At 53.0% G+C, this 26,335-nt stretch carries 26 protein-coding genes and 2 pseudogenes; 14 read left to right on the top strand and 14 right to left on the bottom strand.

Annotation, left to right across the window (positions count from 1 at the left end):
• The first annotated feature begins 100 nt into the window (after positions 1-100).
• Positions 101-1,213, top strand: a complete 1,113-nt coding sequence (gene lptF, locus CSQ89_RS00245; RefSeq protein ID WP_308418096.1) for an LPS export ABC transporter permease LptF — start codon at positions 101-103, stop codon at positions 1,211-1,213.
• The gene (gene lptG, locus CSQ89_RS00240) at positions 1,210-2,286 is read left to right on the top strand and encodes an LPS export ABC transporter permease LptG (RefSeq protein WP_099404187.1); all 1,077 of its coding nucleotides are present in this window, start codon (positions 1,210-1,212) and stop codon (positions 2,284-2,286) included. Before lptF ends, lptG begins: the two co-directional genes overlap by 4 nt.
• A gap of 46 nt (positions 2,287-2,332) precedes the next feature.
• Here lptG and CSQ89_RS00235 read toward each other — a convergent pair whose 3' ends face one another.
• From CSQ89_RS00235 to rpoH, 4 genes are all read right to left on the bottom strand, one after another.
• Complete coding sequence (locus CSQ89_RS00235; RefSeq protein WP_099404186.1) at positions 2,333-2,836, bottom strand: DUF456 domain-containing protein; 504 nt, start codon at positions 2,834-2,836, stop codon at positions 2,333-2,335.
• Positions 2,837-3,004: 168 nt separating this feature from the next.
• On the bottom strand, positions 3,005-3,202 hold the full coding sequence (locus CSQ89_RS00230) for a hypothetical protein (RefSeq protein ID WP_099404185.1): 198 nt from the start codon (positions 3,200-3,202) through the stop codon (positions 3,005-3,007).
• Between the two features lie 214 nt (positions 3,203-3,416).
• A complete protein-coding gene (locus CSQ89_RS00225; RefSeq protein WP_099404184.1) occupies positions 3,417-3,731 on the bottom strand; it encodes an MGMT family protein in 315 nt (104 codons plus the stop codon).
• Positions 3,732-3,736: 5 nt separating this feature from the next.
• Positions 3,737-4,579, bottom strand: coding sequence for an RNA polymerase sigma factor RpoH (gene rpoH / locus CSQ89_RS00220; RefSeq protein ID WP_099404183.1), 843 nt, complete (start codon positions 4,577-4,579; stop codon positions 3,737-3,739).
• Between the two features lie 420 nt (positions 4,580-4,999).
• On the opposite strand from rpoH, the gene CSQ89_RS00210 reads away from it, so the two are divergent.
• Together CSQ89_RS00210 and CSQ89_RS22810 are read left to right on the top strand one after the other, a co-directional pair.
• On the top strand, positions 5,000-5,746 hold the full coding sequence (locus CSQ89_RS00210; protein ID WP_099404181.1) for a hypothetical protein: 747 nt from the start codon (positions 5,000-5,002) through the stop codon (positions 5,744-5,746).
• On the top strand, positions 5,743-6,111 hold the full coding sequence (locus CSQ89_RS22810; RefSeq protein ID WP_186293355.1) for a hypothetical protein: 369 nt from the start codon (positions 5,743-5,745) through the stop codon (positions 6,109-6,111). Before CSQ89_RS00210 ends, CSQ89_RS22810 begins: the two co-directional genes overlap by 4 nt.
• On the opposite strand, the gene CSQ89_RS23740 is transcribed toward CSQ89_RS22810, so the two are convergent.
• A complete protein-coding gene (locus CSQ89_RS23740) occupies positions 6,019-6,219 on the bottom strand; it encodes a DUF1289 domain-containing protein (protein ID WP_099404180.1) in 201 nt (66 codons plus the stop codon). The genes CSQ89_RS22810 and CSQ89_RS23740 overlap by 93 nt on opposite strands.
• A 558-nt stretch (positions 6,220-6,777) precedes the next feature.
• On the opposite strand from CSQ89_RS23740, the gene CSQ89_RS00200 reads away from it, so the two are divergent.
• From CSQ89_RS00200 to vioE, 5 genes are read left to right on the top strand one after another with little or no spacing between them, the layout of a single operon-like run.
• The gene (locus CSQ89_RS00200) at positions 6,778-8,034 is read left to right on the top strand and encodes an FAD-dependent oxidoreductase (RefSeq protein WP_099404179.1); all 1,257 of its coding nucleotides are present in this window, start codon (positions 6,778-6,780) and stop codon (positions 8,032-8,034) included.
• A gap of 48 nt (positions 8,035-8,082) precedes the next feature.
• Positions 8,083-11,094 (top strand): iminophenyl-pyruvate dimer synthase VioB, encoded by a 3,012-nt coding sequence (gene vioB, locus CSQ89_RS00195; RefSeq protein ID WP_099404178.1) that lies wholly within the window; start codon positions 8,083-8,085, stop codon positions 11,092-11,094.
• Between the two features lie 2 nt (positions 11,095-11,096).
• A complete protein-coding gene (locus CSQ89_RS00190; protein WP_099404177.1) occupies positions 11,097-12,386 on the top strand; it encodes an FAD-dependent oxidoreductase in 1,290 nt (429 codons plus the stop codon).
• Positions 12,387-13,514, top strand: coding sequence for a tryptophan hydroxylase (locus CSQ89_RS00185; RefSeq protein WP_099404176.1), 1,128 nt, complete (start codon positions 12,387-12,389; stop codon positions 13,512-13,514). It begins immediately after the preceding gene.
• Positions 13,515-13,517: 3 nt separating this feature from the next.
• Positions 13,518-14,105: a violacein biosynthesis enzyme VioE gene (gene vioE / locus CSQ89_RS00180; RefSeq protein WP_099404175.1), complete on the top strand. Its 588-nt coding sequence runs from the start codon at positions 13,518-13,520 to the stop codon at positions 14,103-14,105.
• A gap of 167 nt (positions 14,106-14,272) precedes the next feature.
• Here vioE and hutG read toward each other — a convergent pair whose 3' ends face one another.
• From hutG to hutU, 5 genes are read right to left on the bottom strand one after another with little or no spacing between them, the layout of a single operon-like run.
• Positions 14,273-15,064: an N-formylglutamate deformylase gene (gene hutG / locus CSQ89_RS00175; RefSeq protein WP_099404174.1), complete on the bottom strand. Its 792-nt coding sequence runs from the start codon at positions 15,062-15,064 to the stop codon at positions 14,273-14,275.
• Between the two features lie 33 nt (positions 15,065-15,097).
• Positions 15,098-16,477, bottom strand: a complete 1,380-nt coding sequence (locus CSQ89_RS00170) for a formimidoylglutamate deiminase (protein WP_099404173.1) — start codon at positions 16,475-16,477, stop codon at positions 15,098-15,100.
• The gene (hutI, locus tag CSQ89_RS00165; protein WP_308418095.1) at positions 16,474-17,700 is read right to left on the bottom strand and encodes an imidazolonepropionase; all 1,227 of its coding nucleotides are present in this window, start codon (positions 17,698-17,700) and stop codon (positions 16,474-16,476) included. The genes CSQ89_RS00170 and hutI overlap by 4 nt, the downstream gene beginning before the upstream one ends.
• Positions 17,697-18,317 carry a HutD/Ves family protein gene (locus CSQ89_RS00160; RefSeq protein ID WP_099404171.1) on the bottom strand — a complete coding sequence of 207 codons (621 nt, stop codon included), beginning with the start codon at positions 18,315-18,317 and terminating at the stop codon, positions 17,697-17,699. Before CSQ89_RS00160 ends, hutI begins: the two co-directional genes overlap by 4 nt.
• A gap of 13 nt (positions 18,318-18,330) precedes the next feature.
• Positions 18,331-20,010: a urocanate hydratase gene (gene hutU, locus CSQ89_RS00155; RefSeq protein ID WP_099404170.1), complete on the bottom strand. Its 1,680-nt coding sequence runs from the start codon at positions 20,008-20,010 to the stop codon at positions 18,331-18,333.
• Positions 20,011-20,465: 455 nt separating this feature from the next.
• On the opposite strand from hutU, the gene infA reads away from it, so the two are divergent.
• Positions 20,466-20,738 carry a translation initiation factor IF-1 gene (gene infA, locus CSQ89_RS00150; RefSeq protein ID WP_099404169.1) on the top strand — a complete coding sequence of 91 codons (273 nt, stop codon included), beginning with the start codon at positions 20,466-20,468 and terminating at the stop codon, positions 20,736-20,738.
• Positions 20,739-20,803: 65 nt separating this feature from the next.
• On the opposite strand, the gene CSQ89_RS00145 is transcribed toward infA, so the two are convergent.
• Positions 20,804-21,643, bottom strand: coding sequence for a flagellin N-terminal helical domain-containing protein (locus tag CSQ89_RS00145; protein ID WP_099404168.1), 840 nt, complete (start codon positions 21,641-21,643; stop codon positions 20,804-20,806).
• Between the two features lie 15 nt (positions 21,644-21,658).
• On the opposite strand from CSQ89_RS00145, the gene CSQ89_RS23465 reads away from it, so the two are divergent.
• Positions 21,659-21,784 carry a hypothetical protein gene (locus CSQ89_RS23465; RefSeq protein ID WP_255408604.1) on the top strand — a complete coding sequence of 42 codons (126 nt, stop codon included), beginning with the start codon at positions 21,659-21,661 and terminating at the stop codon, positions 21,782-21,784.
• Between the two features lie 199 nt (positions 21,785-21,983).
• A complete protein-coding gene (locus tag CSQ89_RS00140; protein ID WP_158228838.1) occupies positions 21,984-22,685 on the top strand; it encodes a substrate-binding periplasmic protein in 702 nt (233 codons plus the stop codon).
• A 120-nt stretch (positions 22,686-22,805) separates the two neighbouring features.
• Here the strand turns inward: CSQ89_RS00140 and CSQ89_RS00135 are convergent, their stop codons facing one another.
• Positions 22,806-23,654: a sulfurtransferase gene (locus CSQ89_RS00135; protein ID WP_099404166.1), complete on the bottom strand. Its 849-nt coding sequence runs from the start codon at positions 23,652-23,654 to the stop codon at positions 22,806-22,808.
• A 147-nt stretch (positions 23,655-23,801) separates the two neighbouring features.
• On the opposite strand from CSQ89_RS00135, the pseudogene CSQ89_RS00130 reads away from it, so the two are divergent.
• Both CSQ89_RS00130 and CSQ89_RS23735 read left to right on the top strand, forming a co-directional pair.
• Positions 23,802-24,572: pseudogene (locus tag CSQ89_RS00130) on the top strand (IS5 family transposase); the annotation flags it as partial.
• Positions 24,573-24,593: 21 nt separating this feature from the next.
• Positions 24,594-24,728 (top strand): annotated as a pseudogene (locus CSQ89_RS23735) (hypothetical protein); the annotation flags it as partial.
• A gap of 120 nt (positions 24,729-24,848) precedes the next feature.
• Here CSQ89_RS23735 and CSQ89_RS00120 read toward each other — a convergent pair.
• Together CSQ89_RS00120 and CSQ89_RS00115 are read right to left on the bottom strand one after the other, a co-directional pair.
• Positions 24,849-25,820, bottom strand: a complete 972-nt coding sequence (locus CSQ89_RS00120; RefSeq protein WP_099404165.1) for an amino acid kinase family protein — start codon at positions 25,818-25,820, stop codon at positions 24,849-24,851.
• Entirely contained in the window at positions 25,817-26,275 is a 459-nt protein-coding gene (locus CSQ89_RS00115) for a PTS sugar transporter subunit IIA (RefSeq protein ID WP_099404164.1), read from the bottom strand. Before CSQ89_RS00115 ends, CSQ89_RS00120 begins: the two co-directional genes overlap by 4 nt.
• Positions 26,276-26,335 lie beyond the last annotated feature (60 nt).

Below are 26,335 nucleotides of genomic sequence, written 5' to 3'. Positions count from 1 at the left end.
GCCTGCGTTGTGAACTCGCGTCGCTGTTTTGGCAGCAGCGCGGAAAACTGGAAAACGTCTGCGATTTTCCGAACTCAACCGGTAAAAGTCAAAGCGCGCCTTGTCGTCTTCTACTAAATACTCATTTCTTTCTCGTTGTCTGCCGTCCGAGCGTTTGTTCGAGCGTGCCATGTTGCGTGAGTTTACCGGCATGGCGGCAGGCGTATTTTTCGTGTTGCTGGCCATCGTGGTGGTGACCCGGGGCGCCAAACTGCTGGGCTTGGCTGCCGGTGGTGCGGTGGCTTCTGAGGCGGTGGCGGCTTTGCTCGGCTTCATCTTGTTGGGCATCGTACCCTGGTTGCTCTCACTGACAGCGTTTATCACCGTGTTGATGACGCTGACGCGTGCATGGCGCGATCGCGAAATGGATATCTGGTTTTCGGCGGGACAGCCGCTGACTGCCTGGATACGCCCAGTGCTGACTTTTGCCATTCCTCTGGCGCTGCTGTCGGCATCGCTCAGCCTGGGTATGACACCTTGGGCCAAGCAGAAGAGCCGCGAATACAGCGAGCAACTGGCGACGCGCGATGATATGTCGGCGCTCGCCCCCGGTATGTTCAAAGAGTCTTCCCGGTCTGACCGGGTCTACTTCATTGAGAATTACGCAGGCGAAAGTGGGGCAGCGCGAAATATTTTCGTCCAGGCAACCGAGGGCGACAAGCAGACCATTACGATTGCCGCTGAGGGTTATTTGTTGAGCCATCCTGATGGCGAACGGATTTTGGTGTTGCAGAATGGTCGCCGTTACGAAGGCAGCCTTGGGATGCCGAATTATCAAATTGTGGAGTTTGGCGAAGCGCGGATCCGGGTGGAAGAAGGAGATCATCGAGCGGTCAGCACCAGCACTGCGGCCAAAACAACACTGGCGTTGATGGGTAGTAATAATCCCGAGGAAGAAGCTGAACTGGCTTGGCGGATTGCCATCCCCATTTCGTTGATATTGCTGGCACTGGTGGCGGTTCCATTGGCGTATGTCAATCCGCGTGTTGGCCGTACTTTCAACCTGTTGATAGCGGTTTTGTTGTTCTCCATTTACGTGAACCTGATCAATCTGGCACAGAGTTGGATTGCTGCCGGCCGGTTGTCGGCATGGATTGGCATCTGGCCTGTTCACTTGGTGGTTATCGCGATTGCGTACGGTTTGTTCCGCTGGCGCTCGAAAGCCCGCACATGAAAATCCTGAGCCGGTATCTGATCGCCGAAGTCGTACGTACCAGCCTGTTTGTGCTTGCCGCCTTGCTGGGGTTATTCCTGTTCTTCGATTTGATCGGGGAGCTGGGGTCACTGGGCAAGGGCGGCTACAGCTTCGGAAAATTGTTGGCTTATGTGATGCTTCTGGCACCGGGGCATGCCTATGAATTGATGCCGATTGCGGTGCTTATCGGTAGCTTGTTTGCGCTCTCGATGCTGAACCAGAATTCAGAGCTCACCGTGATGCGTGTCGGCGGTATGTCGGTGCAGCGCATGCTGGGTATCCTGAGTATTGCGGGCGTCGGTTTTGCCGCATTTACCCTTTTGGCGGGCGAATACATCGCACCACGTGCAGAACGTATGGCCACCCAGCTGCGCTTGGCCGCGAAAGGGCAGTTGGTGACGCAGGATTTTCGTTCGGGTTTCTGGATGAAGGACGACGGAAGTTTCGTCAATGTGCGCGAAGTACTGCCTGATCAGACACTGCACAATATCAATTTCTACCAATTCGACGTCAAACGCCGGCTTAGCTTGCAGGGTAGGGCGGAGCGGGGTGTCTGGCAGCCCAAGGACGGGGCTTGGTTGCTGAGTAATATCACGGCCACCCATTTTGAGAATGGTGCGGTAAAGGTGGAGAAACTCGACCAGTTTGTCTGGCATTCGGTGCTGACACCCGACACGCTGGCAGTATTGTTGATTGCGCCGGAGCAAATGTCGGTGGTGACATTGATGGAATATATCGATCACTTAAAGCGCAACCAGCAACAAACCCGGCGTTATGAGATTGCCCTCTGGACCAAGCTTGTCTACCCGCTGGCATGCCTTGCGATGCTGGTCATCGCCTTGCCATTTTCTCAAACGCAGCGCCGCGCTGGTGGTATTGGTATCAAGCTATTTGTCGGCATCATGCTGGGGCTGGGTTTTTACTTCGTGAACAAGCTGGTGGGCCATATGGGGTTGTTATATGACTGGCCGCCGTTACTGGCAGCCAGCTTACCCTCCACCTTGTTCCTGGCGCTAGCGACGTATCTGCTATGGCGGCAAGGGCGACGGTAGTTGAGTTGATGCACAATATGGGGCCAGCGAAGTCTATTGATTGAGCCTAGATAAAATAGGCAAAGGCAAACAGCCCGATCATGACGAAGCTCAGGCTCAGCTTGGCTACGGTGCCTACCAGTAGCCCCAACCAGGTAGCGAACCCAACCTGTCCTGCGCGCAAAGCGTCGCCCTTTGCGAGCCACTCCCCCACTGCTGCGCCAATAAATGGGCCGAATATCAATCCCACGATATTGAAGAAGATGCCCAGAATGGCACCGAGTGTTGCACCAATCACCGCTTGGCGGCTTGCTCCCATTTTCTTGGCGCCCCAGGCACCAGCAATAAAGTCGATCACAATCATCACAATGCTAAGCACGAGTAGGACACCCAGCCAGCCCCATCCCACTCGCTGGAAGTCATCCAGCCACGCGTAGAGGATAAAGCCGGCCATCAATAACGGCGCAGTGGGTATCAACGGCAATAAATTGCCGGCTAAGCCTGCCAGTATCAGTACGATTGCCAGCAGATAGCCGGCAATGGATAAGGGCGTCCATAGTCTTCCTTGCATTGGGTGGGGGCAGCTAAATTGGCTGCATGAAGCAAGGATATGCGGGGATGGGGAAAGTTTCGCAAGCACCGCGCTGTTGGAATAAATGCAAAGGCGACCTCAGATGTGGTCGCCTTTGTGGTCGGTTCTACCGACGACGGCACCTTAGTGTGCCGTAAGCATTACGGGCTAATGGAAAGTGCCCGACAGTACAAAGTAATCGTTGGCACGCCGGCCAAGAGAACCGCGCGTATCACTTCCGACTAGTGCCAAATTCTGTATGCGCCAATCGCGGTCTTCCAGGTGGATGGGAGTACGACGTTCTTGCCTACGCCGTTCCGGGCCATTGTAGCCAAGGGTGTATTTCAGCAGGGAGTCTTCTTGCATCCAGTCTCCTTTTCCGTAGGGATCTAATTAGTGGTTGATATAGAGGCCTTTACTCTAGTCCCATTGCGCTAAGTTTGCTCGCCCGTTTGTCCGAGATGATGACAACCAATGTCAGTCAGGATGCGCTGTGGTGGCGCTTTCTAGTGGTATTGGCATCACGTCTGTCGAATGCTGAAAACGTGCGGTAGACTGGTACCTAAAACAATACAGAAACCTATGGGTACCAGCCAAAGTGTTTCATGTTGATTCGTCCGTTTTCGTCAAACCGAACGCCCTCGGCTTCCAATAACACGCGCTGTAAATCATCATGGCCGTCCAGCCCACGAGGGCTGATCTGGCCTGCGCTGTTAACCACTCGCCACCAGGGCACATCGACACCCTCAGCTAGATTTCTAAGGGCGACACCTACGTGCCGGGAATGGCGGAGCATACCCGCCATTCTGGCAACTGCGCCATAACTCATCACTTGCCCGGTGGGGATACACTGAATAACCGCCATGAAGCAGGCATGCAACGGCGATGTCGGCATGGCGCTTAGCTAAGCGAGACCTTCATCTTCTGTAGCGCTTTGACTTCAATTTGGCGGATCCGTTCTGCCGATACGCCGAATTCGTCAGCCAACTCATGCAAAGTAGCGCCACTATCATCACCCAACCAACGTGCTTCCACAATACGCCGGCTGCGTGGATCCAGCGCTTCTAGCGCTGAGTTGATCCCTTCACCATGCAGGCGATCTGTTGCTCTGCGTTCCAGTACGGCGGCAGGCTCACTCTCGTGGTCGGCCAGCCAGTCGATGGGCGCATAGCTGTCTTCGTCGCTGTCTTCCGCTACCAGCGCCACATCGTGGCCAGTCATGCGGGTTTCCATTTCCAGTACTTCTTCCGGCTTTACACCCAGATCATCGGCGATCTGCTGTGCTTCCTTGTGGGTCAAGGCATTCAGACCCGACTTCATGCTGCGTAGGTTGAAGAACAACTTACGTTGGGCTTTGGTGGTGGCAATGCGAACCAGTCGCCAGTTACGCAGGATGTATTCGTGGATTTCGGCACGAATCCAGTGCACAGCGAAAGAAAACAGGCGTACACCACGTGTTGGCTCGAAGCGTTTCACCGCCTTCATCAGGCCGATATTGCCTTCTTGGATCAGGTCAGCCTGTGGCAGGCCATAGCCGGAGTAACCACGGGCAATGGATGCCACCACACGCAGGTGAGACATGACCAATCTACCGGCTGCTTCCAGATCATTCTGGGATTGCAGGCGTGTAGCGAGCTCAGTCTCCTCTTCCTGGCTGAGCAGGGGAATGGCAGCAATCTGCTGCAGGTAGCGATCCAGGCTGTCGCCGGAAGCCAAAACCGGCAGGGTAAACGTAGCTGACATAATAGTATTTCTCCTGTGCGCCCAATTTATCTGAAAAGGGCACGACGATATTAGCACTCGTCCTGTGAGAGTGCTAGCGGTGGAAAAGGTTCAGATTCACAACTTGGGTACGTTGTGACGGCAGCGGTTCAAAACCAATGTAATTCAATGCAATAGCGCCGCGTGTCGGCGTTGGAAAAGCCGCACTGGCGTACATTTGCGGTTTTTTGGTGCTTCCGCCAAGGCTGTGCCGCAATTGCCTTTGCGGATATGGGTTGCCTGTCTAGAGTGCTTGCAGATGTGCCGGAAAATGGCCAGAAGGTGGAAGCGCTACTCCTTGCAGCCGATAGTTGCCAAGCATTGGACCGTTCAACAAGCCAGGATCATGGATGATGAGATGGAAAACCATAGGTAATTGCTGCGTTAGCGGCATTTCCAGGTTTGGCTTGGGCCGATGGGAATGACCTGACCTTGTCCGGCCTTGGTACGTTGGGCGCTTTCCGGATCAATACCGATGCAGCGCAATTTGTCCGTGACCTACGCCAGAATAATGGTGCGAAGAAGGATTTTGATTTCAGTGTGGACTCACGCTTGGCGCTGCAACTGGACTACCCCCTTGACGATGCATTCAGCCTGACAATGCAGGCCCTGGCGCAAAAGAATCGCGATGGCAATTTCAAGCCCGAGTTCAAGTGGGCCAATGTCAAATATCGTTTTAATCAAGCCTGGTCATTTCGCGGTGGGCGGATAGGAATACCGATGTTTCTGATTTCCGACTCTCGCAATGTAGGCTATGCCTCGCCCTGGGTCCGGCCACCGGTGGATGTTTATTCCCAAGGTGTTTCATCCATTTTTGATGGTATCGACGCCAGTTGGAGCCATCGGTTCAGCGGCCATACCCTGCGGCTGCAGCCCTATGTCGGTACTTCCTCTTCTAAGTTGCGGCCGAATCTGGATGTGGATATCACCAGGATGTACGGTCTCAATTCAACCTATGAGCAGGGTGCTTGGTTGTTCCGGGCGGGTTACCTGCACATGAAGCTGGATGCCGAAAGTCCAGCGCTGAATATCCTATTTAAGGCGATGCATAACATCGGCCAAACAGCTGGGCTGGATAGTTGGGCACGTGCAGCAGACGCGCTTGAAACCCGCGCCAAGCGAGCCACATTCTCCGGGGTGGGTATGTGACCTATGACGAAGATGAATGGCTGGTCAAGACCGAATACACCCAGCGCAGAGTAGACAGTTTTATCGGCGATACCAATGCGTGGTATGCCACGTTTGGTTACCGTTTCGGTACGGTTATGCTTTATTTCACTTATGCCACGGTATGGGACCCTCGAAACACAGAGGCTGACGCGTTACCTACTCCTTCGCCGGAGTTGGCGGTACTCAAAGACGTGGTCAGTAACCTGACTGGTATCAATACATGGGAACGGTTTGAGACATTTAAACACGCTCTAACTGATGGCTTGCCATGGCGCGGGCAGGCCTTGGTCTGCCCAGTGGGATTCAAGCCGCTTCCATACTGTTTCTTTTTCGGTGTCGCTTAGGCAAACCCAGTTGGCGACTTCGAAGAATGTGCGGCCGCAACCCATGCAGATTTCGTCGCCAAGGGCGGTAGAACAAAGGGCAACGCAGGGGGAATCAGGGCGGCTCATGATCGAGTAGGGCTGGATAAAGCGGTATTGTAATCGGCTGACAGTCCATGGTGGCCGGCTGAGAAAAAATTACTCCCGGTGCCATTACAGCAACTTGTTGGCATTTGACTACACGCGCCCAACTGTTCGATACCAAGCAACAATCGTGGCTAAGTAGAAACGTTCTTTCCGTGAAATCAGTACACGTTAGTTGGCTAATAGATTGTTCGTAATCTTTTTGTTATCAACGAATAAAACAAAACCTAGCCCCTATTTAACACCATATCCCTAGATATATTTATTTTTAAATACTGTTTTATATAAAACTAATACTAGGCGCATTTTCCCATCATGCGCCAACAAAACTGTTGCTGAAATGACGTATAACTTATTAATAAATGGTTAAAAACAGACCTTCCCATACAAATGTGTTCTCAAATGAGGTAAAAATTGGGAAACACGTCGGTCTTGCCGAAAATGACGGCATCGTACGGTCGGCTGCGTCAAGAGCGTAGTAATCCGCTATGGCTGACTAATCAACATAGCCAAAGTTGAGCAGTTTTTAGAGGGGGATTCTAGATGGTGCATTATGTTGATATATGTATTGTTGGCGCCGGTATAAGTGGAATAAGTTGCGTTACCCAACTCCTTGAATCACCTGCTTGTAATGGATTAAATATTCAGATATTTGATATGAACGCCGGCATAGGCGGTAGAGTTGATTCAAAATATCTTGATGCAATAGAGAGTATTGAGTTAGGTGCAGGTCGTTATTCGCCACAGTTACATCCAAATTTCCAACAGGCCATGCAGGACTATGATCAAAAAAATGACATCTATCCGTTTACAGAAGTGGCATTGAAAAACAGTACGCAAGAAAAACTCAGAAATACCATATTAAGCCTTGTACCAATGCTGAAAGAACATGGTAATGACTCTTTTTTGAATTTTATCAGCAGTTATCTTGGCGAGGTTGAGGCTAGGAAAATAATCAAGTCGATGGGTTACGATGCTTTGTTCATGCCAAATATATCGGCAGAGATGGCATATGACATTATTGAAAAACATCCAGAAACACAAAGTTTTTCAAAAAATAAAACCAATCAGTGGTTTTATGCATCTGGTGGGTTTGTCCAGTTAATGGCACAAATGAAAGTCCAAGCCCAGGCCAAGGGCGTCAAGTTTAACTTTGATCACAATTTGGTTTCTTTGCAGAAAAAAGAAGATGAATATCATCTCTCATTTACTAATAGTGCAAACGAAACGCTGACTTACATTGCACGCCATGTCATTCTGGCTATTCCACCCTCGGCAATGCCTAAGTTAGGACTTAATTTCCCAGAGGATTGGAGCCAATACCAATATAGCTCACTCCCCTTATTCAAAGGGTTTCTACTTTACGATGCCCCGTGGTGGCAAGCGCAGCAGTTGGAAGATAAGGTAATTATTACGGATAATCCACTAAGGAAGATATATTTCAAGGGTAGCAAGTATATCTTTTTCTATACCGATAGTGAGAACGCCAGTTATTGGCATGATAGCCTGAGAAATGGGGAAGAGGCTTATTTGAAAGAAGTTCACTTTCATCTGAGCGAAGCGCTGGATATGGCGGACTTCAGCGTACCCATGCCTAAAGAGCACCACTATAAATATTGGCCTCATGGCGTTGAATTTTGTGTAGACACAACTATCGACCACCCATTTGCCTTGCTCCATAAGGACAATGGGGTTATTGCTTGTTCAGATGCCTATACTTCGCACTGTGGTTGGATGGAAGGGGGGATACTCAGCGCTAAAAAGTCAGCTGGTATCTTGATCGAGCGTTTATCCAAATAAAAAATAAAACCTGTAGCAAGCAGTGATGGTAATTGCCTAGGGATAAATATGAGCATTCTGGATTTTCCTCGTTTTCATTTCAGGGGATTCGCCCGAGCCAATGTGCCAACTGCGAATAGAAGCATACACAAAAATATAGATATAGCCACAAACACTGTGTATATGAATGGCAAGCCATTTGACTTGGCAATGCCACCGACAGATTTTCATGCGCATCTGAAGCAGTTGGGCCCGAGGTTTAATGCCGAAGGTAAGCCGGACCCTGATGGAATATTTAGCCAGGCAACGGGCCACAATGCTTGCGGTAACAATCATTTTTCCTGGGAGAATGTCAGAATCACGGGTGTTCAACTTGCAGTGGGTCCAATTAATAAAGAGGATGAACTGGTCGGAACCAAATTGGCATTATGGGGGCATTATAACGATTACTTAAGGACTACCTTTAATCGAGCCCGGTGGGTTGATAATGACCCAACCCAGGTTGACACCGCCACTATTTATGCGGGCCAATTTACGCTGAGCGATAAGGATGCCACACCGAGCTCGCCGCTTATGTTTACGGCGGATATAAACCAGACGCATTCAGCACGCTGGGTCGGCGCTCACCATATTGCCGAGCGTAGTGCCCATTTTCTTGATGATGAGTTTTCTCGGACGCGGTTATTCCAGTTTTCGGTACCGAAGGAAGATCCTTATCTTCTATTTAATAGCCAAGGTGTGCTACCGGCCAGTTTGAGGTATTTGCAGCAAGCGCTTGAGGATGGAAATGTATTGGGCCTTACCGTCCAGTACTCGCTGATTAATATGTCAACACCGTCCAAGCCCGATTCCCCGGTGTTTTACGATCTGGTGGGGACAATAGGTCTTTGGTATAAAAACGAACTGGCGACTTATCCCTCGGGGCGGTTGCTATTGCCGCAAAATACCGACCTTGGCCCAATCATGGTGAAAGTGCATGCGGATTGGCTTTCACTTAATATGCCCATCAGCATTCCATTTACGACCAGAGAAGCATCTGCGGTAGCGGATAACCATCCGACCCATCGCTTGGGCGCCAAGTTTCCACTAGGTAATCTCACGCTAAAGAGCCAATCGGGTGCATTGATTGCGCATATTCCAGAACAGCAGTATCTCGATTTTTGGCACAACAATGGCGTATTGGATGTGCCATTGCTTAATAGGCCCGATGACTCACTGATTTTAGTGAGTGACAAGGCCCGCTGGACGGAAACGGATTGGTTGGTGCAGTCCGATAGCAATAATATTTCCTTAGAAGCACCCGATAAACTGAAAGACAAGACGTATCCAAAAACAATCAGTATTCGAAGCTATTACCGGGGTGAGCCGGCGCAGCATCCTGCACTGGATATCAGGGTACAAAACCCCGAGTTGATCGAGACGCAAGTCGAGTACTCGACGCAAACCCTCGGTCATGCGGAACTGACGTTGAATGGCAGGCTATCGGGCGCTACCCGTGTACTGCTGGGGGAGGCAGGCAGCGAGCAAGACATCGGCGTTCGCGTCTTGCCCGATGACTGGCATCTGGATGAGGTACCCGCAGCGGAAGTTGATTACGCCTTTTTGTACAAGCATGTCATGGGTTATTACGAGCTGGTCTACCCATTCATGGCAGACAAGGTGTTCAGCTTAGCGGACAGCTGCAAGTGTGAAACCTATGCCCGGCTGATGTGGCAAATGTGTGACCCGGAAAACCGGGACAAAAGTTATTACATGCCTAGCACACGGGAGCTCTCGTTACCCAAGTCAAAGTTGTTTCTGAAGTATTTGGCCAATGTAGAGGCATCGGTTAAAGCGAGCGACGCTTTACATGCCGAACAAACGGTCATCACCAGTAAAGTGCAGCTGATCGATGAACTGAAGAAGGCAGTCGATTTAGAACTCTCGATCATGCTGCAGTACATTTATGCCGCCAACTCGATTCCCAACTATGCGCAGGGCGAGCAGTTGGTCCAACAAGGGCGTTGGAACCGAGCACAACTGGCGCTGGCTTGTGGCGCGAGTGACAGGCGTCGTAATAGTGGTTTTCGCGGCACCCTATTGGAAATAGCGCATGAGGAAATGATTCACTATTTGGTGGTGAATAATTTGCTCATGGCATTGGGGGAACCCTTTTATGCCGGTAGCCCTGTCATAGGCCAGCAGGCACAAACGATATTTGGCTTGGATACCGAATTTTCCTTTGAGCCATTTTCTGAGCATGTATTGGCTCGGTTTGTCCGGTTTGAATGGCCGAATTTTATTTCTTCGCCAGGTAAATCAATTGCAGATTTCTACGCATCAATTCGACAAGCATTTTGTAGCCTGCCCAATTTATTTGATGGCGTAGAAGGTAAACGTAGTGGCGAACATCACCTGTTTCTCAATGAGCTGACCAATCGGGCTTTTCCTGGTTATCAGCTCGAAGTGTATGACACGAAGAGTGCCTTATTTGGGATTGATTTCGTTGTGGAGCAAGGGGAGGGTGGTGCAGTTGATGCGCCACATTTTGAAAGCTCCCACTTTCAGCGTCTACGTAATATGTCGGCTGCCCTGACCGCGCAGAAAATTCCGTTTGAGCCGGCTTTGCACGTATTAAAAAACCCGGTGCTGGAAGAGCGCGAAGGTTGCATCAAGGTGGTGGATGCCAAAGCCCGAGCTTTGATGAAACTGTATCAGGGCTGTTATGAGTTGATGTTTCTCATGATGGCTCAGCACTTCGCACAATCCCCATTGGGTAGTTTGCGGCGTTCCCGATTAATGAACAGCGCCATCGATGTTATGACCGGGTTATTGCGCCCGCTCTCTGCGACCCTGATGAATATGCCTTCAGGCATACCGGGCCGAAATGCGGCGCCACCTATACCAGAGCCTATCAGCCCTAAAGTAATTGCAGATTACAGTTTGGGTTGTCAGATGCTGGCCAAGAAATGTCGGGCATTGGCTGACTATGCAATCAACCTGGAAACGGGTTTGGTAGGGAAAGCGCAGCTGGAAATGCTGGAATTTTATTATCAGCACCTGACGGATTTAGCTCAGGGAAAAATAACGAAAGAGGCCTGAAAATGCATAAGACCATCATTATCGGGGGCGGACTGGCGGGCAGTTTGACCGCCATCTATCTCGCAAGACGAGGATATGAAGTTCATGTCATTGAAAAAAGAGGCGATCCATTACAAGACCTTTCCTCTTATGTAGATTTGGTCAGTTCTCGCGCTATTGGTGTAAGTATGACTGTCAGAGGTATCAAAGCTGTATTGGATGCAGGTATCCCACGGCAGGAATTGGATGAGTGCGGCGAGAAAATCGTGGGTATGGCTTTTTCGGTGGGCGGTAAATACCGGGTGCGTGAACTGACACCATTGGAAGATCTATACCCCTTATCGCTTAATCGCGCTGCATTTCAGCGGCTGCTGAACAAACATGCCTATCTGAACAAAGTTAATTATTACTTTGAGCATAAATGCCTGGATGTTGATTTGGAGAATAAGTCCATATTGGTCCAGGACAAAGAGGGGGAGACCAGACGTATCCAGGGTGATCTGATCATTGGCGCAGATGGTGCACATTCGGCGGTCCGCCAAAGCATGCAAAGTGCAATGCGCCGCTTTGAATTCCAGCAGACATTTTTCCGTCACGGTTATAAAACACTGGTGCTACCTGATGCCCAAGCGCTCGGGTTCAGAAAAGACCTGCTGTACTTTTTTGGTATGGACTCAGGAGGGCTTTTTGCAGGGCGGGCTGCCACCATTCCAGATGGCAGTATCAGCTTTGCAATTTGCCTGCCATTCACAGGCCCGCTTAGTTTGGTGACGCAGGATAAAAAAGTAATGGCAGACTTTTTTAGCCGTTATTTTCCCAGCTTGTCGGCCTCTGTCAGGCAGGAAATGTTGGAACAATTTATCGAAAAGCCTAGCAATGACCTGATCAACGTGCGGTCCAGCACTTTCCATTACAAGAGCAATGCATTGTTGTTGGGGGATGCGGCTCATGCTACCGCGCCATTTTTAGGCCAGGGTATGAATATGGCGTTGGAAGATGCTTATATCTTCGCAAGCCTGCTGGATACCCACAAGAATGCTTTGGAAAAAGTACTGCCTGAGTTTACCAAGCAGCGCAAAGTCCAAGCCGATGCAATGCAGGACATGGCGAGAGCCAACTATGACGTATTGAGTAGTTCCAATCCAATTTTCTTTATGCGTGCAAGATATACCCGTTATATGCATAAGAAATTGCCGAGTATCTATCCACCCGATATGGCAGAAAAGCTTTACTTTACTTCCGCGCCATATGATGAGCTGCAAAAAATCCAGAAGAAGCAAAACGTTTGGTACAAATTAGGAAGGGTCAACTAAATGAAAATTCTTGTTGTCGGCGCCGGTCCTGCAGGGTTGATGTTTGCCAGCCAGATGAAAAAGATAAAGTCAGACTGGCATATTGATATCGTTGAAAAAAACACCCATGAAGAAGTATTAGGCTGGGGGGTGGTATTACCGGGCAGGCCGCCACATCACCCGGCTAACCCGCTTTCTTATATTAATGACCCGGAAAAACTCCATCCGCAGTTTCTGGAAGAGTTCAAGCTTGTCCATCATAACGAGTCTAATTTGACAAGTACCGGTGTCACGCTTTGTGGTGTAGGGCGCCAAGGCCTAGTTCAGGCGCTACGGGAAAAGTGCGAATCGGTCGGGCTCAAGATCTATTACGAGTCCCCACTCGGTAACGATCCGAAATCGCAATGCGAAGAATACGACCTTGTAGTGTTGTCCAATGGCGTCAATCAAAAGGCAACCCATTTTTCCGAGGGGCTGACACCGCAAATTGAATACGGCAATAACAAATATATCTGGTATGGCACCAAGCAGTTGTTCAACCAGATGAACTTGGTATTCCGTGCCCATGGCAAGGGAATTTTCATCGCCCATTCCTATAAGTACTCGAATGAAATGAGTACGTTTATTGTGGAATGTAGCGAAGAAACCTTTGTCAATTCCCGGCTGGATAAAATGTCCGATGAGCAGTCGGCCGCGTATATGGCGGATATTTTCCAAACCGAATTGGATGGCCATAGTTTGATTGGGCAACCAGGGTTGGGCTGGCGAAATTTCATGACTTTGAGCCATGAAAAGTCCTATGACGGTAAATTTGTATTGATTGGCGATGCGCTACAGTCGGGGCACTTTTCGATTGGCCATGGCACCACTATGGCGGTGGTTGTTTCCCAGTTATTGGTCAAGGCCTTGAGTACCGAACGCAATGTTGCTGCGGCGTTGGAAAGCTTTAATTCCCGTGCAATGCCTTTGGTGAGCTTGTTTAAAGATCACGCAAATAGCAGCCGGAACTGGTTTGAAACAGTGGATGAGCGCATGCACCTGAGCAATGTCGAACTGACGCAAAGCTTTGAAGTACGACGCAATGCGTTACCGAGCTTACAGGAAGCGCTGGTGCAGAATCTGGGTTATGCGCTGGGAAGGCAAGGTTAAGTGATGCATGACTATTCCCCGCCCTCATCGCCCCCCTTATTGCCTGCGCAATGGAGTGGTGCGTATATCTCTTATTGGTCACCTATGCAGCCGGATGACCAGATAACCTCGGGTTATTGCTGGTTTGACTACACCCGCAACATTTGCCGGATTGATGGCCTATTCAACCCATGGTCGGAAAAGGAAACCGGCCACAGGTTATGGATGTCGGAAATCGGTAATGCCGAGCGTAAGCTGAGCCATAAGCAAAAAATTGCTTATTCAAGGGAGATGATGGACTTCGGCGTTGCTTTGTTTGAGATGCCTGAGCGTGAGGTAACGCCCTTTGAGCAACTGTATTTACCCCGCGCCCTATTGCAGGAAAATCATGCGGTCTACGCGGGCAATGAAAGCATATTGGGCCAGACTGCCGATGCATGGACGTTCACCAAGCAAGGTAAGGACCCATCGACTTATTACTTTAAAGCGGGGACCGACTTGTTGTTACGCATGGTGACGGGGGACCCAAAGCAGCATGCCTCCGTGCGGGACTTTCCCTGTATCGCTACCCATCCGATTCCAGATTGGATTTTTGATACCGGCAAGCAGTAACAGGGGTAGAAATAAGGTAGGTATCAGGTTTGCATGGCTGGGGTAGATGCACTCAAATAGCTGACAGCAAGTCGCAGCCGGTTTATTTTTAACTGATGGTGGTAAATAAAAGGACCCGAGTTGCAGCTGGGTCCTTTTTATTTTTTGTCTGACGAAATAGGAAGGCTTTAATCGGCTTTGAAATCGAGCAAGGTCTGCAAGAGTTGGCGAAGTAGGGGTTGTACCTGCTGAGCTTGGGCGGGTTGGTAGTCGTAAGGGTGGGACTCTTGCATATAGGTGCACTGCGAGAGTTCCAATTGCACGGCGTCGATGCCATGGGCAGGCTGGCCGTAGTGACGCGTGATATGGCCGCCTTTGAAACGGCCGTTCAGCACGGCGCTATAACCACTTTGACTTTGCGCTGCAGCCAGTAGCGCTTCACCGAGCCCGGCGCTGCACGCTGCGCCATTGGCCGTACCCAGATTGAAGTCCGGTAGTCGGCCGGTAAAGAAACGGGGGACTTCCGAGCAAATCGAATGGGCTTCCCAAAGCAGCGCACGGCCATGCTGGGCTTTGATGCGCGCCAGTTCATGGCTTAAGGCAGTGTGATAGGGCTGCCAATAGATGGGTACGCGGGCAGCAATTTCTGCATCGTCGGGCTCATTGCCGGCTGCGTACAAGGGTTGTTTGGCGAAGGTATCGATGGGGCATAGGCCGGTGGTGTCCTGGCCTGGGTACAGATTGGCATTGTCCCTGGGGCGGTTCAGGTCGATGACGTAGCGCGAGTAAGTCGGCACGAGAATAGACGCTCCCATGTCCCGTGCGAAGTCATATAGCTGCTCAAGATGCCAGTCCGTATCGTCCAGTTGCTGTGCAACGGGCTGCATGCGTTGGGCCAGTTCGGGTGGCAGGACAGTACCGACATGTGGCATGGAGATCAGCAGTGGCGCGGTGCCTTGGTGCAGGGTGTAGGTTTGCATGAGGCGATTCCTTTGAGCAAGGCGCTTTATGGGTTAGGCCAATAAGTCCTTTAGGGCCAGGCGGTACGCATGCGCCAATTCGGCGTCGCGCGCGTGGTGTCCTTCTTTGATTCGCTCTTCACCTGCTACGACAACCTGTTTGATAGGGGGGGGGCCATGTTGACAAAACACCAAGCCGGCCAAAAGCTGGTCGTCCTCACGGCTGACGAGATTAGGGTGATCGGCATCAAGGACCAGCCAGTCGGCTTGATGGCCGACTGCCAAGCCTGCAATGGCGCGACCACTGGCGCGTGCACCACCGGCTGTGGCTTCCTGCCAGAGCCGCTCGGCGACGTTGGGATGTGCGGCGGTAGCCAGGGCATTGCGGCGTTGGTCACGCAGGCGTTGGCTGTATTCGAATCCACGCAACTCATCCACAGCACTAACGCTGATATGGCTGTCTGACCCAATTCCCCATGCACCGTTCTGCGCCAGGTAGTCAACGCCGGCGAAGATGCCGTCACCCAGATTGGCCTCGGTCGTCGCGCAGATACCGGCAACTGCCCCGCTGGCGGCAAGACCTTGTACCTCGGCATTATTCATGTGGGTAGCGTGGACCAGACACCAACGGCTATCCACGGGTTGGTTGTCCAGCAACCACGCTACAGGACGTTGACCATGCAAGGCTTCGCAGTCGGCCACTTCCTTTATTTGTTCGGCAATATGTATATGGATGGGGGCTTGCGGGTCAATGTCACGCAAGCCGGTGCGGATGCGATCGAGTTCGACCGGCGTTACTGCACGCAGTGAATGCGGCGCTACACCGTATCGCAGCCGCGCATGTTCAGGGTGGCTGCGGCGTAACCGTGTTTGCAGGTCCAGCATCCAATCGGTACTGGCAATGAAACGCGCTTGCTCGGGTAAGGCTGGTTTGTCGCCAAAGCCACCTTGTTGGTAGAGCACCGGCAGAAGTGTTAATCCAATGCCGACATCGGCCGCGGCGGCAACCAGACATTCGGCCAGTTCCGCCGGGTTGGCATAGGCTTGGCCAGTGGGTGCGTGGTGGATGTAATGAAATTCGCACACCGACGTATAGCCGGCTTTCAGCATTTCGGCATAGAGCTGGCGAGCGACGGCATGTAAGTGCTCGGGGGACAGGCGCTGCGCAAAGCGGTACATCAGCTCGCGCCAACTCCAGAAGCTGTCTTGTGGCCGCGCCAGGTATTCGGTCAGCCCAGCCATGGCACGCTGGAAGGCATGCGAGTGTAGATTGGGCATGCCCGGCAACAAGGGGCCATCCGCCTTGGGGATGCCGGCAGCTTGTTCGGCATTGCTACGTACTTCAACGAGCTTGCCGGCAGCATCCCACCCCAGCAACACATCTCGACGCCAACCTTCAGGTAGAAGGGCGCGTTCGGCGAAGAGCTGCTTCATGCGGTGTCTTTCTGGCGTGTTTGTATTCGACCTTGCCGGACAACTTGGTAAGCAGGATTACGGCCCAGCCAATAGGCTAATTCGCTGAGGCTGGCTACCGACCAGACTGTGAAATCCGCTGAGCGCCCTACCGCCAGTAAGCCGTGGCTATCTTGCAGTGCCAGCGCCTTGGCCGCATGTTGAGTCACACCCAGCAGGGCTTCACGTACCGTAAGCCGGAAGAGCGTACAAGCCATGTTCAGCATCAGCAGCAACGAAGTGGCAGGGGAGGTGCCGGGATTGCTGTCGGTGGCGATAGCAATAGGGACCTCATACTGACGTAGCAACGCCAGCGGTGGTAATTGGGTTTCGCGGATGAAGTAATACGCACCCGGTAACAGTACGGCTACTGTCTCACTTGCCGCCATAGCGGCCACACCGGCTTCGTCAAGGAATTCAAGGTGGTCGGCCGACAGTGCTTTGTAACGGGCTGCTAATGCGGTGCCGCCAAGGTTGGACAGCTGTTCGGCATGCAACTTCACTGGCAGGCCTAGGCCCTGTGCAGTGGCAAAAACGCGCTCGGTTTGGGCGAGGTTGAAGCCGATCTTTTCGCAGAACACATCGACGGCATCGACAAGCCCTTCACCTGCTAGCGCAGGCAGCATGGTCTGGCAAAGATGGCCGATATAGTCGTCTGGCTTGTTGGCGTATTCGGGGGGCAGCGCATGCGCGCCCAGAAAGGTTGTGCGTACGGTAATGCCGTAGTGCTGGCCCAACCGCCGCACCACGCGCAGCATTTTTGCTTCGCTGGCCAAATCCAACCCGTAGCCCGATTTGATTTCAACAGCACTGACGCCTTCCGCCAACAGGTCTTCCAACCGACTGGCTGACTGGCGGAACAGTTCGTCCTCGCTGGCGGCACGGGTTGCGCGCACGCTGGACAAAATACCGCCACCAGCACGGGCGACTTCCTCGTAGCTGGCGCCGGCCAAGCGTAGGGCGAATTCGTCGGCACGTTGGCCTGCGTAAACCAAATGAGTATGGCAGTCGATGAAGCCCGGTGTGACCCAGCGGCCTGCCATATCGTGGCGTGGCAACTTGCGGTATTCGGCGGGTAGTGCAGCTTGCTGGCCTAGCCATGCTACTTTCCCATCGCGGACAACGATGGCCGCTTCGGTCAGAGTTTCGTTTATGTCGCCGGCTGGGCAAAGGTGCAGGTTTTGCCAAATGGCATCATGGTTCACTGTGCTGGTTCCAACAATTGCAGGCGGGCAAGCAGCAACACGCTATCCGGGCCCCTACCAATCAGTTGCCCGGTTTGTGCAGTGCCTGGGCCAATCTCGATTGCATCGAAACGCCCTAGTGTGTAGGTGCCGCAGGCTTCACCGCGTAGCTCTACGCGGCCTGCGGCGCAAAAGACCAATAGGAAGTCATCGCTTTCGGCCAATAGCTCGGTACGGCTTTCGCCTTCCGCCAAGTGCTGGCTCACCAACCGGCCATTGACCTTGCCACGCCGGAGCATGAGGTTGAAATCAACCGTGGGACCGTCGAACAACTGACAGTCCAACGCTTCGTGGCCGGCAAAGGCGAATGGCTGGTAGCGCTGTAGGTCGTGCCGTGCGCCATCGGGCCAATGCAGGCGCATGCCTTTACCGTCGAGCAGGACGATGCTGCGGTTGACACCTGGGAAGATGGAAAACGCACCATCGTGCTCGACATCGGCCAGGCTGATGCGCCAGGCAAATTCAGTCAGGCTCGCGTCCGGTGGGTAGATCGCCAGCTCCCGCGTTATTCCGCCGCCGTTTTTCCACGGCATAGACTTAAGGCTATCAGCACGGATCAAGCGGATATTACGTGGCATGGCAATCTTATTTTTATAAGGAAGGAAGTTTAAGACCCACTTTGTGTGCAGTTTGTTTCGCTAATTCATAACCAGCATCAGCATGTCGCATCACACCGGTGGCCGGATCGTTGAACAGTACTCGCTCCAGCCTTGCCCGTGCAGCATCTGTGCCATCTGCCACGATTACAACCCCACTGTGTTGCGAAAAACCCATGCCTACGCCGCCACCATGGTGCAGGGACACCCAGGTTGCACCGCCTGCGGTGTTGAGCAACGCATTCAACAATGGCCAGTCGCTGACGGCATCGCTACCGTCTTTCATTGATTCGGTTTCGCGATTGGGGCTGGCGACCGAACCGGTATCCAGATGGTCGCGGCCGATGACGATAGGCGCTTTCAGTTCGCCCTTCCTGACCATTTCGTTGAACGCCACGCCGAGTCGATAGCGATCTTCCACGCCCACCCAGCAGATACGAGCGGGCAGCCCCTGGAATGCAATCCGTTCGCGTGCCATATCCAGCCAGTTGTGTAAGTGCGGGTCATTGGGAATCAATTCTTTGACCTTGGCGTCGGTCTTGTAGATGTCTTCAGGGTCGCCCGACAGGGCTACCCAACGGAATGGGCCCTTACCTTCACAGAATAGTGGACGAATATAGGCAGGTACAAAGCCAGGGAAGTCAAACGCATTTTCAACACCCATATCCTTGGCCATCTGGCGGATATTGTTGCCGTAATCGAGTGTGGCGGCGCCACGGGATTGCAGCGTCAGCATGGCCTGTACCTGGGTGGCCATCGACTGCTTGGCGGGCTGGGTGATACTGTCCGGCGCACTCTTTTGCTTGTCACGCCATTGGCCCAATGTCCATCCTTGTGGCAAATAGCCATTGATGGGGTCGTGTGCGCTGGTCTGGTCGGTCACCACATCGGGCGTGATTCCCCGCGTCACCAGTTCGCAAAATACATCGGCAGCATTGCCCAGTAGGCCGATCGATACCGGCTTGCCTTCTGCCTTGGCGGCATCGAGCAGGTTCAATGCCTCATCCAGCGTCTGGGCTTTTTTGTCCAGATAACGTGTTTTCAGGCGAAAGTCGATGCGGGTCTCATCACATTCAACCGCAATCATGCTGAAGCCTGCCATGGTGGCAGCCAACGGCTGTGCACCACCCATGCCACCTAAGCCACCTGTCAGTATCCAACGCCCGGCAGGTTTGCCGTCAAAATGCTGGTTGGCAACAGAGTAGAAGGTCTCGTACGTGCCTTGCACAATGCCCTGAGTGCCGATGTATATCCAAGAGCCTGCGGTCATCTGGCCGTACATCATCAAGCCTTTGCGGTCCAGCTCGTGGAATTTCTCCCACGTTGCCCAGTGCGGTACCAAATTGGAATTAGCCAGCAGTACGCGCGGTGCATCGGTATGGGTACGGAATACGCCTACCGGTTTACCGCTTTGGATCAGCAGGGTTTCATCGTCATTCAGTTCACGCAGGCTGGCCAGGATGCGATCGAAACTGTCCCAATCACGCGCCGCCCGGCCTATACCTCCGTAGACCACCAGCGAGTGTGGGTGCTCTGCGACCTCGGCATCGAGATTATTCTGAATCATCCGGTATGCCGCTTCGGTGAGCCAGCTTTTGCAATTCAGCGTTGTGCCGCGGGGTGCATGGATGTTACGGCTGGTATCTAGGCGTGGATCCTGGCGGTCGGCAGGCATGGGGCTTCCTCGAAGATGGTGGGTGGAGCATCGCTGTCAAACTATGCGCGCAGCAAAGTTGTATAGTCAAGTTTGGTGTTTTTATGGTGTGCAAAGCGGGCAATGCTTCTTTATAAAATGGGGATGGCTTAACCAAGAAACCTACCGAGCAATCAGTCATTTAGCGCTGTGGCTTAAGCAAAAACGCTTAAACCTGTATAGTGCGAGGGTGCAAACCGGATGGTTTTGCCCAATCGTGTTCGGTTGGCTTCCTCGCGGCGCTTGCCGTTCCGCCTGTTTAGCCCGCTGTTGCACACCTGTTTCCGGTGTCGACGCCAAGCATGCGGCGACCAGCACAATGGCTTGGCAAATTGCCTAGCCTGGCGCAGAAGGGCATTGCCCCTGCCCGAAATTAACCTTCAACTCGTTACCGAGTCGTTGCCCCAGCCGGGCGCGACATAGGAGAAACTGGCAGCATGGCAAAAGAAGAACTGATTGAACTGGATGGCGTCGTAGTGGAAGTCCTACCTGATACCCGCTTTCGTGTGAAGTTGGACAACGGCGTAGAAGTAATGGCCTATGTGTCCGGCAAAATGCGTATGCACCGCATCCGTATTTTGGAGGGCGACAAGGTTACGGTGGAATTATCACCTTACGACCTGACAAAGGCGCGTGTGAGCTTCCGTCATAAAGACGAGCGGGCTCCTGGCGCAGGTGGTCCGCGTCCTGGGCAGTTCCGTCGCCGCTGATTCTGGCTGGCACAAGACAAAAGGCACCGTGAGGTGCCTTTTGTTCTTTGAGCAAGGCGAATCCACTACGTGCGCAGTAAAGACAGCACTTTACTTGCGCTGGCATTGGCTTGGGCTAGTAGCGCATTGCCGGCATTGGCTTTGATTTGCTCTTGTGCCAAGCGTGAGGTTGCCGCAGCGTAATCGGTATCAGCACTACGGCTGCGCGCAGCAGTGAGATTTTCCGCGTTGCTTTGCAGGCTGGCGATACCCGCTTCAAAACGTTTGTTAAGGGCACCTAGGCTGGCCCGGCTATCGGCAATGCGGCTGATATCCTGGTCAATGCTATCCAAGGCCGCTGTTGCGCTGGCTGGGCTGGATAGATCAATACCGGAATTGGCGGTATTGAGCCCACCATTGCTTGCTGGGGCAGCGCGTATGCCTATCGGTGCGCTTATTTGGTTTTCGCCACCTGCATTGGGGCCACTTTGGAACGTAATGCTGCCGCCCTGAAACAGGGACTGTCCGTTATAGTTGGCGCTGCGTAAGGTATCGTTATTCGATTGGCTCAGGGAGTTGACTTCATTCTGGATGGCGTCGCGATCAGAACTGCTGAGGGTTGAATTGCCAGCTTGAACCGTGAGTTCACGGATGCGCTGGGTATTATCTTCCACGGTGCTAAGCGCACCATCGGTGGTTTGGGCTAGTGAGATTCCATCATTAAGGTTACGGGCGGCTTGATTGCTGCCTGAAATCTGCGCCGCAAACTGCGAAATAATAGCGCTCGCCGCAGGGTCGTCCGCAGCGCGGTTGACACGCTTGCCGCTCGACAGTTGTTCGATCTGTCGGTTTTGGGCTTCTTGAGATTTGCCCAGGCTTTGCTGGATACCCAAGCTAGGCAAGCTGCTGTTTACATTACTTATCATGGCGATAGTCCCCCCATGGCATCTATGCTTTCAGAGCTACAACCTTACGCCGGCCTGTTTGATATCGACTACCTTCCCGATGGGCGGCACGGCCTCGATGCCGCTGTTTTGATGCTGAAAATTCGGCTGGTCAACGCATAGTGGTTTTTTTTACGCCCGTCTGTAATTTCGCACAGTTTGTTACCTATTGTGCTCGAAACCACATGAAGTACTACGCTGGCAGCGCTTATGAACTATTTTACTAACGTGAAATAGCTCACAACCGGTGCTAGGCGACTTAGTGGTGCTGCCAGTGTCCGGCTTTTTCTACCTGCTCTAAATAGATATGAGGAGTTTCTGGATGAAAGTGCTTGCCCTAGCTTGTGCCCTCGCCGTTGCACCGGCCTTTGCAGCAGACACCCTGACGTTTACGACGGAGGAGTCGCCACCATTCAATATGACCGTATCCGGCAAGGTTTCCGGTGTCGCTACCGAGGCGGTGGAGGAGATGGCCAAACGCGCAGGTGTGACCATCAAGATTTCGATGCTGCCTTGGGAGCGGGCCTACGATATGGCCCAAAAAGAGGCGAACACCTGCGTGTACTCCACCACACGTACGCCGCCACGTGAAGCCCTGTTCAAATGGGTAGGCCCGTTGGTGGCGAATAAGTGGGTGTTGTACGCCAAGGCCGATGCCAAGCCGGTTGCCAAGATCGAAGACGTGAAGGCCGCCAAGATTGGTGGCTACCGTGGCGATGCGATCGCCAACTTCCTCAAGGATGGTGGCTACAAGGTCGAAGAGACCACCAATGACGCGCAAAACCCAGAAAAACTTGTTGCCGGCCGCATTGATTACTGGGCAACCAGTGAGGCTGTGGGCGGCACCTTGGTCAAGGAAAAGAAGATCACCGGCATCAAGGTGATCCTGACCTTCAAGGAAGCGCAGATGTATTTGGCCTGCGGCAAAGGTGTGGCTGATGCCACCATCAAGCAGCTAAATGATGCGCTGTCGGCTATGACTAAGGACGGCACGCTTGAGAAGATGACTAAGAAGTACCTGTAATACGCAATTGGCGTATACCGGTAGGTTCAGTTGGCGGTAAATGCAGTTCGGCATCCTTGATATGGCGCAAGCCCTATTCTGGATGCCGAGCTGTTTTCTTGCTGGTTGCTGTGGGCGTAGTCAGTCGGCAGCGCCGCGCGCAACCGGCCTGCTGGGATCTGCACACCATTCGCTCCACGATCCCGGATACAGCCGGCTACCCGGTAAACCTGCTATTTCCAGCGCCAGCAGATTATGGCAAGCCGTTACGCCAGAACCGCATTGCTGCACGGTATCGTGTGCATCCCGCCCATCCAGAAAGGTTTTCCACTCGTTGCGTAGCATCTCGGCTGGTTTGAAACGTCCATCGGCTTGCAGATTAAGCTGAAAGAAACGATTCATGGCCCCCGGGATATGGCCGGCGACCGGGTCCATCGTCTCACCTTCGCCAGCAAACCGGCCGGGTGCTCGGGCATCGATCACCATGAATTCCTGCCTATCGAGATTATCCAGCACTGTTTCGGCGTCTACTACCTTGGCGTAATTGGGTTGAGCTTCCAAGGCTCCAATGGTGATGCTGGGTGACATGGTGTCGAGTTGTCCACCTGCTGCAAGCCATGCATTTACACCACCGTCCAGCACTTGCACTGCCTGAAAGCCAACCCACTTTAATAGCCACCAGAGCCGTGCTGAAAATATGCCACCGTGTGCATCGTAAGCAACGATATGGCTACCGGTGCCTATGCCCAACGCAGCCAGTTTTCTTTCCAGTTGTGCTGGGTCGGGCAAGGGGTGGCGACCATTGCGGCCAGTTTTGGGGCCGGACAGGTCGTGGTCCAGATGCGCAAATACAGCCCCGGGCAAATGTCCCTGCTCATACGCTAGCCGACCTGCTTCAGGTTGGGTCAGGTCATGGCGGCAATCGACAAGGACCAAATCGGTTTGACCAAGCTGATTTGCCAGTTCGCTGACCTGAATCAAGGGAGACATTGGATTTCCTCGGTTGTTTTCGCCTTGTCTCACCCTGGTTCACGAGACATGGAACATGTTCTTAGAGCGTGTTTTAAAAGTCTCAAACCGTTCCCATGTATTGGGTTTTGACATGGCTAAAAAAGTAGCGGCAGGAGAAAGCGGCAGTACCCGACCGATTTAAGCGACAAGAGCTGGGAACGGATTGAACCCTTGCTGCCAGAAGCTAAAAAAGGCGGCCGGCCGCGGCAAGTGAATCTGCGGCAGGTGGTGAATGCGCACTTGTATATCACACGATCCGGTTGTGCCTGGCGCCTATTGCCGCATGACGGCTTTCCCGCTTAACAAACCGCGTATGGCTAATTTCGCGCTTGGAGTCGAGCTGGCGTCTGGCAACGGATTCACGACACTTTGCGCGCGCAAGTGCGGCGTCGGGCCGGGCGTCACAAGCATCCTACAGCGGGGTGTATCGACAGCCAGAGCGTAAAAACCAGCGCCTCGGCAGGCGTCAAAGGATACGACGCTGGCAAGAAAATTCAAGGACGCAAACGTCACATCTTGGTCGACACCATGGGACTGATCATGGCGGTGCTGGTGACGTCGGTCTGCGTACAGGATCGTAATGGTGCAAAGTGGTTGTTGCAAACATTGACGGGGAGTTGCAAACAGCTGCGCCGTGTCTGGGTCGATAGTGGCTATCGAGGAGCATTGCTGGAATGGGTCGCTCAGCGCTTTCGCTTCGTTTTCGATGTCGTCCTGCGCCCAGACCATGCCAAGGACTTCGTGCTTTTGCCTCGCAGATGGGTCGTGGAACGCACCTTCGCTTGGCTTTATCGATATCGCCGACTTTCCAAGGACTACGAATGCCTCACCCTATCCAGCGAAACATTCATTCATATCGCCATGATCAATTTGATGCTCAACAGATTGGAAAAATAACTTTTAAAACACGCTCTCAGTGCGGAACAGGTTGTATTAGCCCAGCGGCTTATTGCGGAAGGTACTTCTGTACGAAAAGCCGCTCGCATCCTCAACAGTCATCACGCCACCCTTTACCGTGCTATCAGTAACGCTGTTTCAATTGGGAAAGCTTAACGAGTAACACAGCCTCGCAGACACCGGATTTAAAGGTTACGGACATCGACTTAGAAAAGTCGCAGCCACTTTCAGCGCCAATCACCAAGCATGCGACTTTTCTATTTTGTGGGTTGGCCGCTAAAAGCGCACCACCCGCTTACGTTCAGCGTGAAAGTCAGGCCGTAGCACACTGTCACAATCATGGAAGTAGCGTGTGCTGTCCTTCATCAACTGGGCATTGTTGCGTCGACACAGAATCAGGCCGCAGCCTTCCTCGGTCAATAATGCGGTTATCAGGGCATGGGGCTCACAGGCGTCAACAAAATGCACGGATTGCACCCCATGGCCAAGCGCATCGAGTGCCGCGCTTGCCAAATGCGCTGCTACACCTGTCGGGTGCATTGCCAGCCAATGCGCCAGCTCAGCCTCACTGTTCAGAGGTTCTTGGCCAGTCAGTTCCAGCAAGCTTGTACCATCGCCCATCAATACCAGGGTAGATGCCTGTAGTTGCTGCGCCAGCAACGCGCCCAACCGCTCGGGAGACAGCAGCCGGTCTTCACCATCTGCATCGGGCGCCATCGGCATCACGACCGGTACCATGCCGTCGTTCTGTAATAAGGTGAACAAACCCGTGTCCAGCTTGGCGATTGGGCTGATGGCGCCATTTTCAGCATGCGAGGCTGCCAACAGGCAATGGCCATCTTGCCCGGTGACGCCCATCGCTTTTGGACCGTACTGACTAATCAAGTGGACCAGGTCCAGATTGAGATCGGCTAAACCGGCACGCGCGACACGCATCGCCACCCATTCTGGCACTGGCGCACGGCCACCAGCCTGGCAAGGCTGAAATTGCGGTGCCCCACCATGTACGACGATTGGACGCATGCCGGTCATGGCCAGCAGCGCAACTTGCTGGGCAAAGGCTTGCTTTGCACTGATGTCGTGGTTGGTTGACCCGGTATAAACAATCACAACTGTCTGCTGTTGCAGTGCTTGTACAAACGGTAAGGCGCTTGCTAATAGACTTGCTTGGCAAGCCTGGATGGATGACTGCGCTGGTCCTTGGGGTATAGCTTTGCCGGTAAAGTGGTTCAGGGATTGCCGGCTCATGATTGCTGGCTTTCAAGCAATAGTCGATGCACGTCTCTCGGTGTCGTCGCGGCACGCAGGGTTGCACGGAAAGTTCGGGTACAGAAGAGACGGGCGGCATCCGCCAAGAGCTGCAGGTGGTCCTGACTGGCGTGTTCTGGCACCAGCAGCAGGAGTAATTCCCCGACCGGCTTGCCATCGGGGGCATCGAAGGCGATGGGATGTTCCGGGCGGATAAACAGCGCGAGTGGGGCCTGCAGACCGGGGATGCGGGCATGTGGAATCGCGACGCCTTTCCCCAAGCCGGTAGAACCCAATTTTTCCCTGTCTGCTAGTCGCTTGGCGACGGGTTCACCTGTTAATCCATAACGCTGTTGCAGATGCTGGGCTGCATATTCGAATAGTTGGTGGCGGTTTTGCACCTTGGCATTGAGCAAGATGTCTTCGACGGGACACATTCGGGTTAGCGTATTCATCGTTTATCCAATTGGGCTTGACCGGGGCTTGTCAACCCGTGCCACCGGGCTTGTACGGGG

It is taken from the genome of Chitinimonas sp. BJB300 (assembly GCF_002735695.1).
GTDB lineage: Bacteria > Pseudomonadota > Gammaproteobacteria > Burkholderiales > Chitinimonadaceae > Chitinimonas.
Note: the sequence above shows the minus strand (reverse complement) of the source record. Positions and strands in the feature narration are given on the sequence as shown.

What these genes read in the sequence shown, in the direction of transcription:
- lptG (WP_099404187.1), top strand. Translation starts at nt 1,210, where the DNA reads ATGAAAATCCTGAGCCGGTATCTGATCGCCGAAGTCGTACGTACCAGC.
- CSQ89_RS00235 (WP_099404186.1), bottom strand. Translation starts at nt 2,836, where the DNA reads ATGCAAGGAAGACTATGGACGCCCTTATCCATTGCCGGCTATCTGCTG.
- CSQ89_RS00230 (WP_099404185.1), bottom strand. Translation starts at nt 3,202, where the DNA reads ATGCAAGAAGACTCCCTGCTGAAATACACCCTTGGCTACAATGGCCCG.
- CSQ89_RS00225 (WP_099404184.1), bottom strand. Translation starts at nt 3,731, where the DNA reads ATGCCGACATCGCCGTTGCATGCCTGCTTCATGGCGGTTATTCAGTGT.
- rpoH (WP_099404183.1), bottom strand. Translation starts at nt 4,579, where the DNA reads ATGTCAGCTACGTTTACCCTGCCGGTTTTGGCTTCCGGCGACAGCCTG.
- CSQ89_RS23740 (WP_099404180.1), bottom strand. Translation starts at nt 6,219, where the DNA reads ATGAGCCGCCCTGATTCCCCCTGCGTTGCCCTTTGTTCTACCGCCCTT.
- CSQ89_RS00200 (WP_099404179.1), top strand. Translation starts at nt 6,778, where the DNA reads ATGGTGCATTATGTTGATATATGTATTGTTGGCGCCGGTATAAGTGGA.
- vioB (WP_099404178.1), top strand. Translation starts at nt 8,083, where the DNA reads ATGAGCATTCTGGATTTTCCTCGTTTTCATTTCAGGGGATTCGCCCGA.
- CSQ89_RS00190 (WP_099404177.1), top strand. Translation starts at nt 11,097, where the DNA reads ATGCATAAGACCATCATTATCGGGGGCGGACTGGCGGGCAGTTTGACC.
- CSQ89_RS00185 (WP_099404176.1), top strand. Translation starts at nt 12,387, where the DNA reads ATGAAAATTCTTGTTGTCGGCGCCGGTCCTGCAGGGTTGATGTTTGCC.
- vioE (WP_099404175.1), top strand. Translation starts at nt 13,518, where the DNA reads ATGCATGACTATTCCCCGCCCTCATCGCCCCCCTTATTGCCTGCGCAA.
- hutG (WP_099404174.1), bottom strand. Translation starts at nt 15,064, where the DNA reads ATGCAAACCTACACCCTGCACCAAGGCACCGCGCCACTGCTGATCTCC.
- CSQ89_RS00170 (WP_099404173.1), bottom strand. Translation starts at nt 16,477, where the DNA reads ATGAAGCAGCTCTTCGCCGAACGCGCCCTTCTACCTGAAGGTTGGCGT.
- CSQ89_RS00160 (WP_099404171.1), bottom strand. Translation starts at nt 18,317, where the DNA reads ATGCCACGTAATATCCGCTTGATCCGTGCTGATAGCCTTAAGTCTATG.
- hutU (WP_099404170.1), bottom strand. Translation starts at nt 20,010, where the DNA reads ATGCCTGCCGACCGCCAGGATCCACGCCTAGATACCAGCCGTAACATC.
- infA (WP_099404169.1), top strand. Translation starts at nt 20,466, where the DNA reads ATGGCAAAAGAAGAACTGATTGAACTGGATGGCGTCGTAGTGGAAGTC.
- CSQ89_RS00145 (WP_099404168.1), bottom strand. Translation starts at nt 21,643, where the DNA reads ATGATAAGTAATGTAAACAGCAGCTTGCCTAGCTTGGGTATCCAGCAA.
- CSQ89_RS23465 (WP_255408604.1), top strand. Translation starts at nt 21,659, where the DNA reads ATGGCATCTATGCTTTCAGAGCTACAACCTTACGCCGGCCTGTTTGAT.
- CSQ89_RS00140 (WP_158228838.1), top strand. Translation starts at nt 21,984, where the DNA reads ATGAAAGTGCTTGCCCTAGCTTGTGCCCTCGCCGTTGCACCGGCCTTT.
- CSQ89_RS00135 (WP_099404166.1), bottom strand. Translation starts at nt 23,654, where the DNA reads ATGTCTCCCTTGATTCAGGTCAGCGAACTGGCAAATCAGCTTGGTCAA.
- CSQ89_RS00120 (WP_099404165.1), bottom strand. Translation starts at nt 25,820, where the DNA reads ATGAGCCGGCAATCCCTGAACCACTTTACCGGCAAAGCTATACCCCAA.
- CSQ89_RS00115 (WP_099404164.1), bottom strand. Translation starts at nt 26,275, where the DNA reads ATGAATACGCTAACCCGAATGTGTCCCGTCGAAGACATCTTGCTCAAT.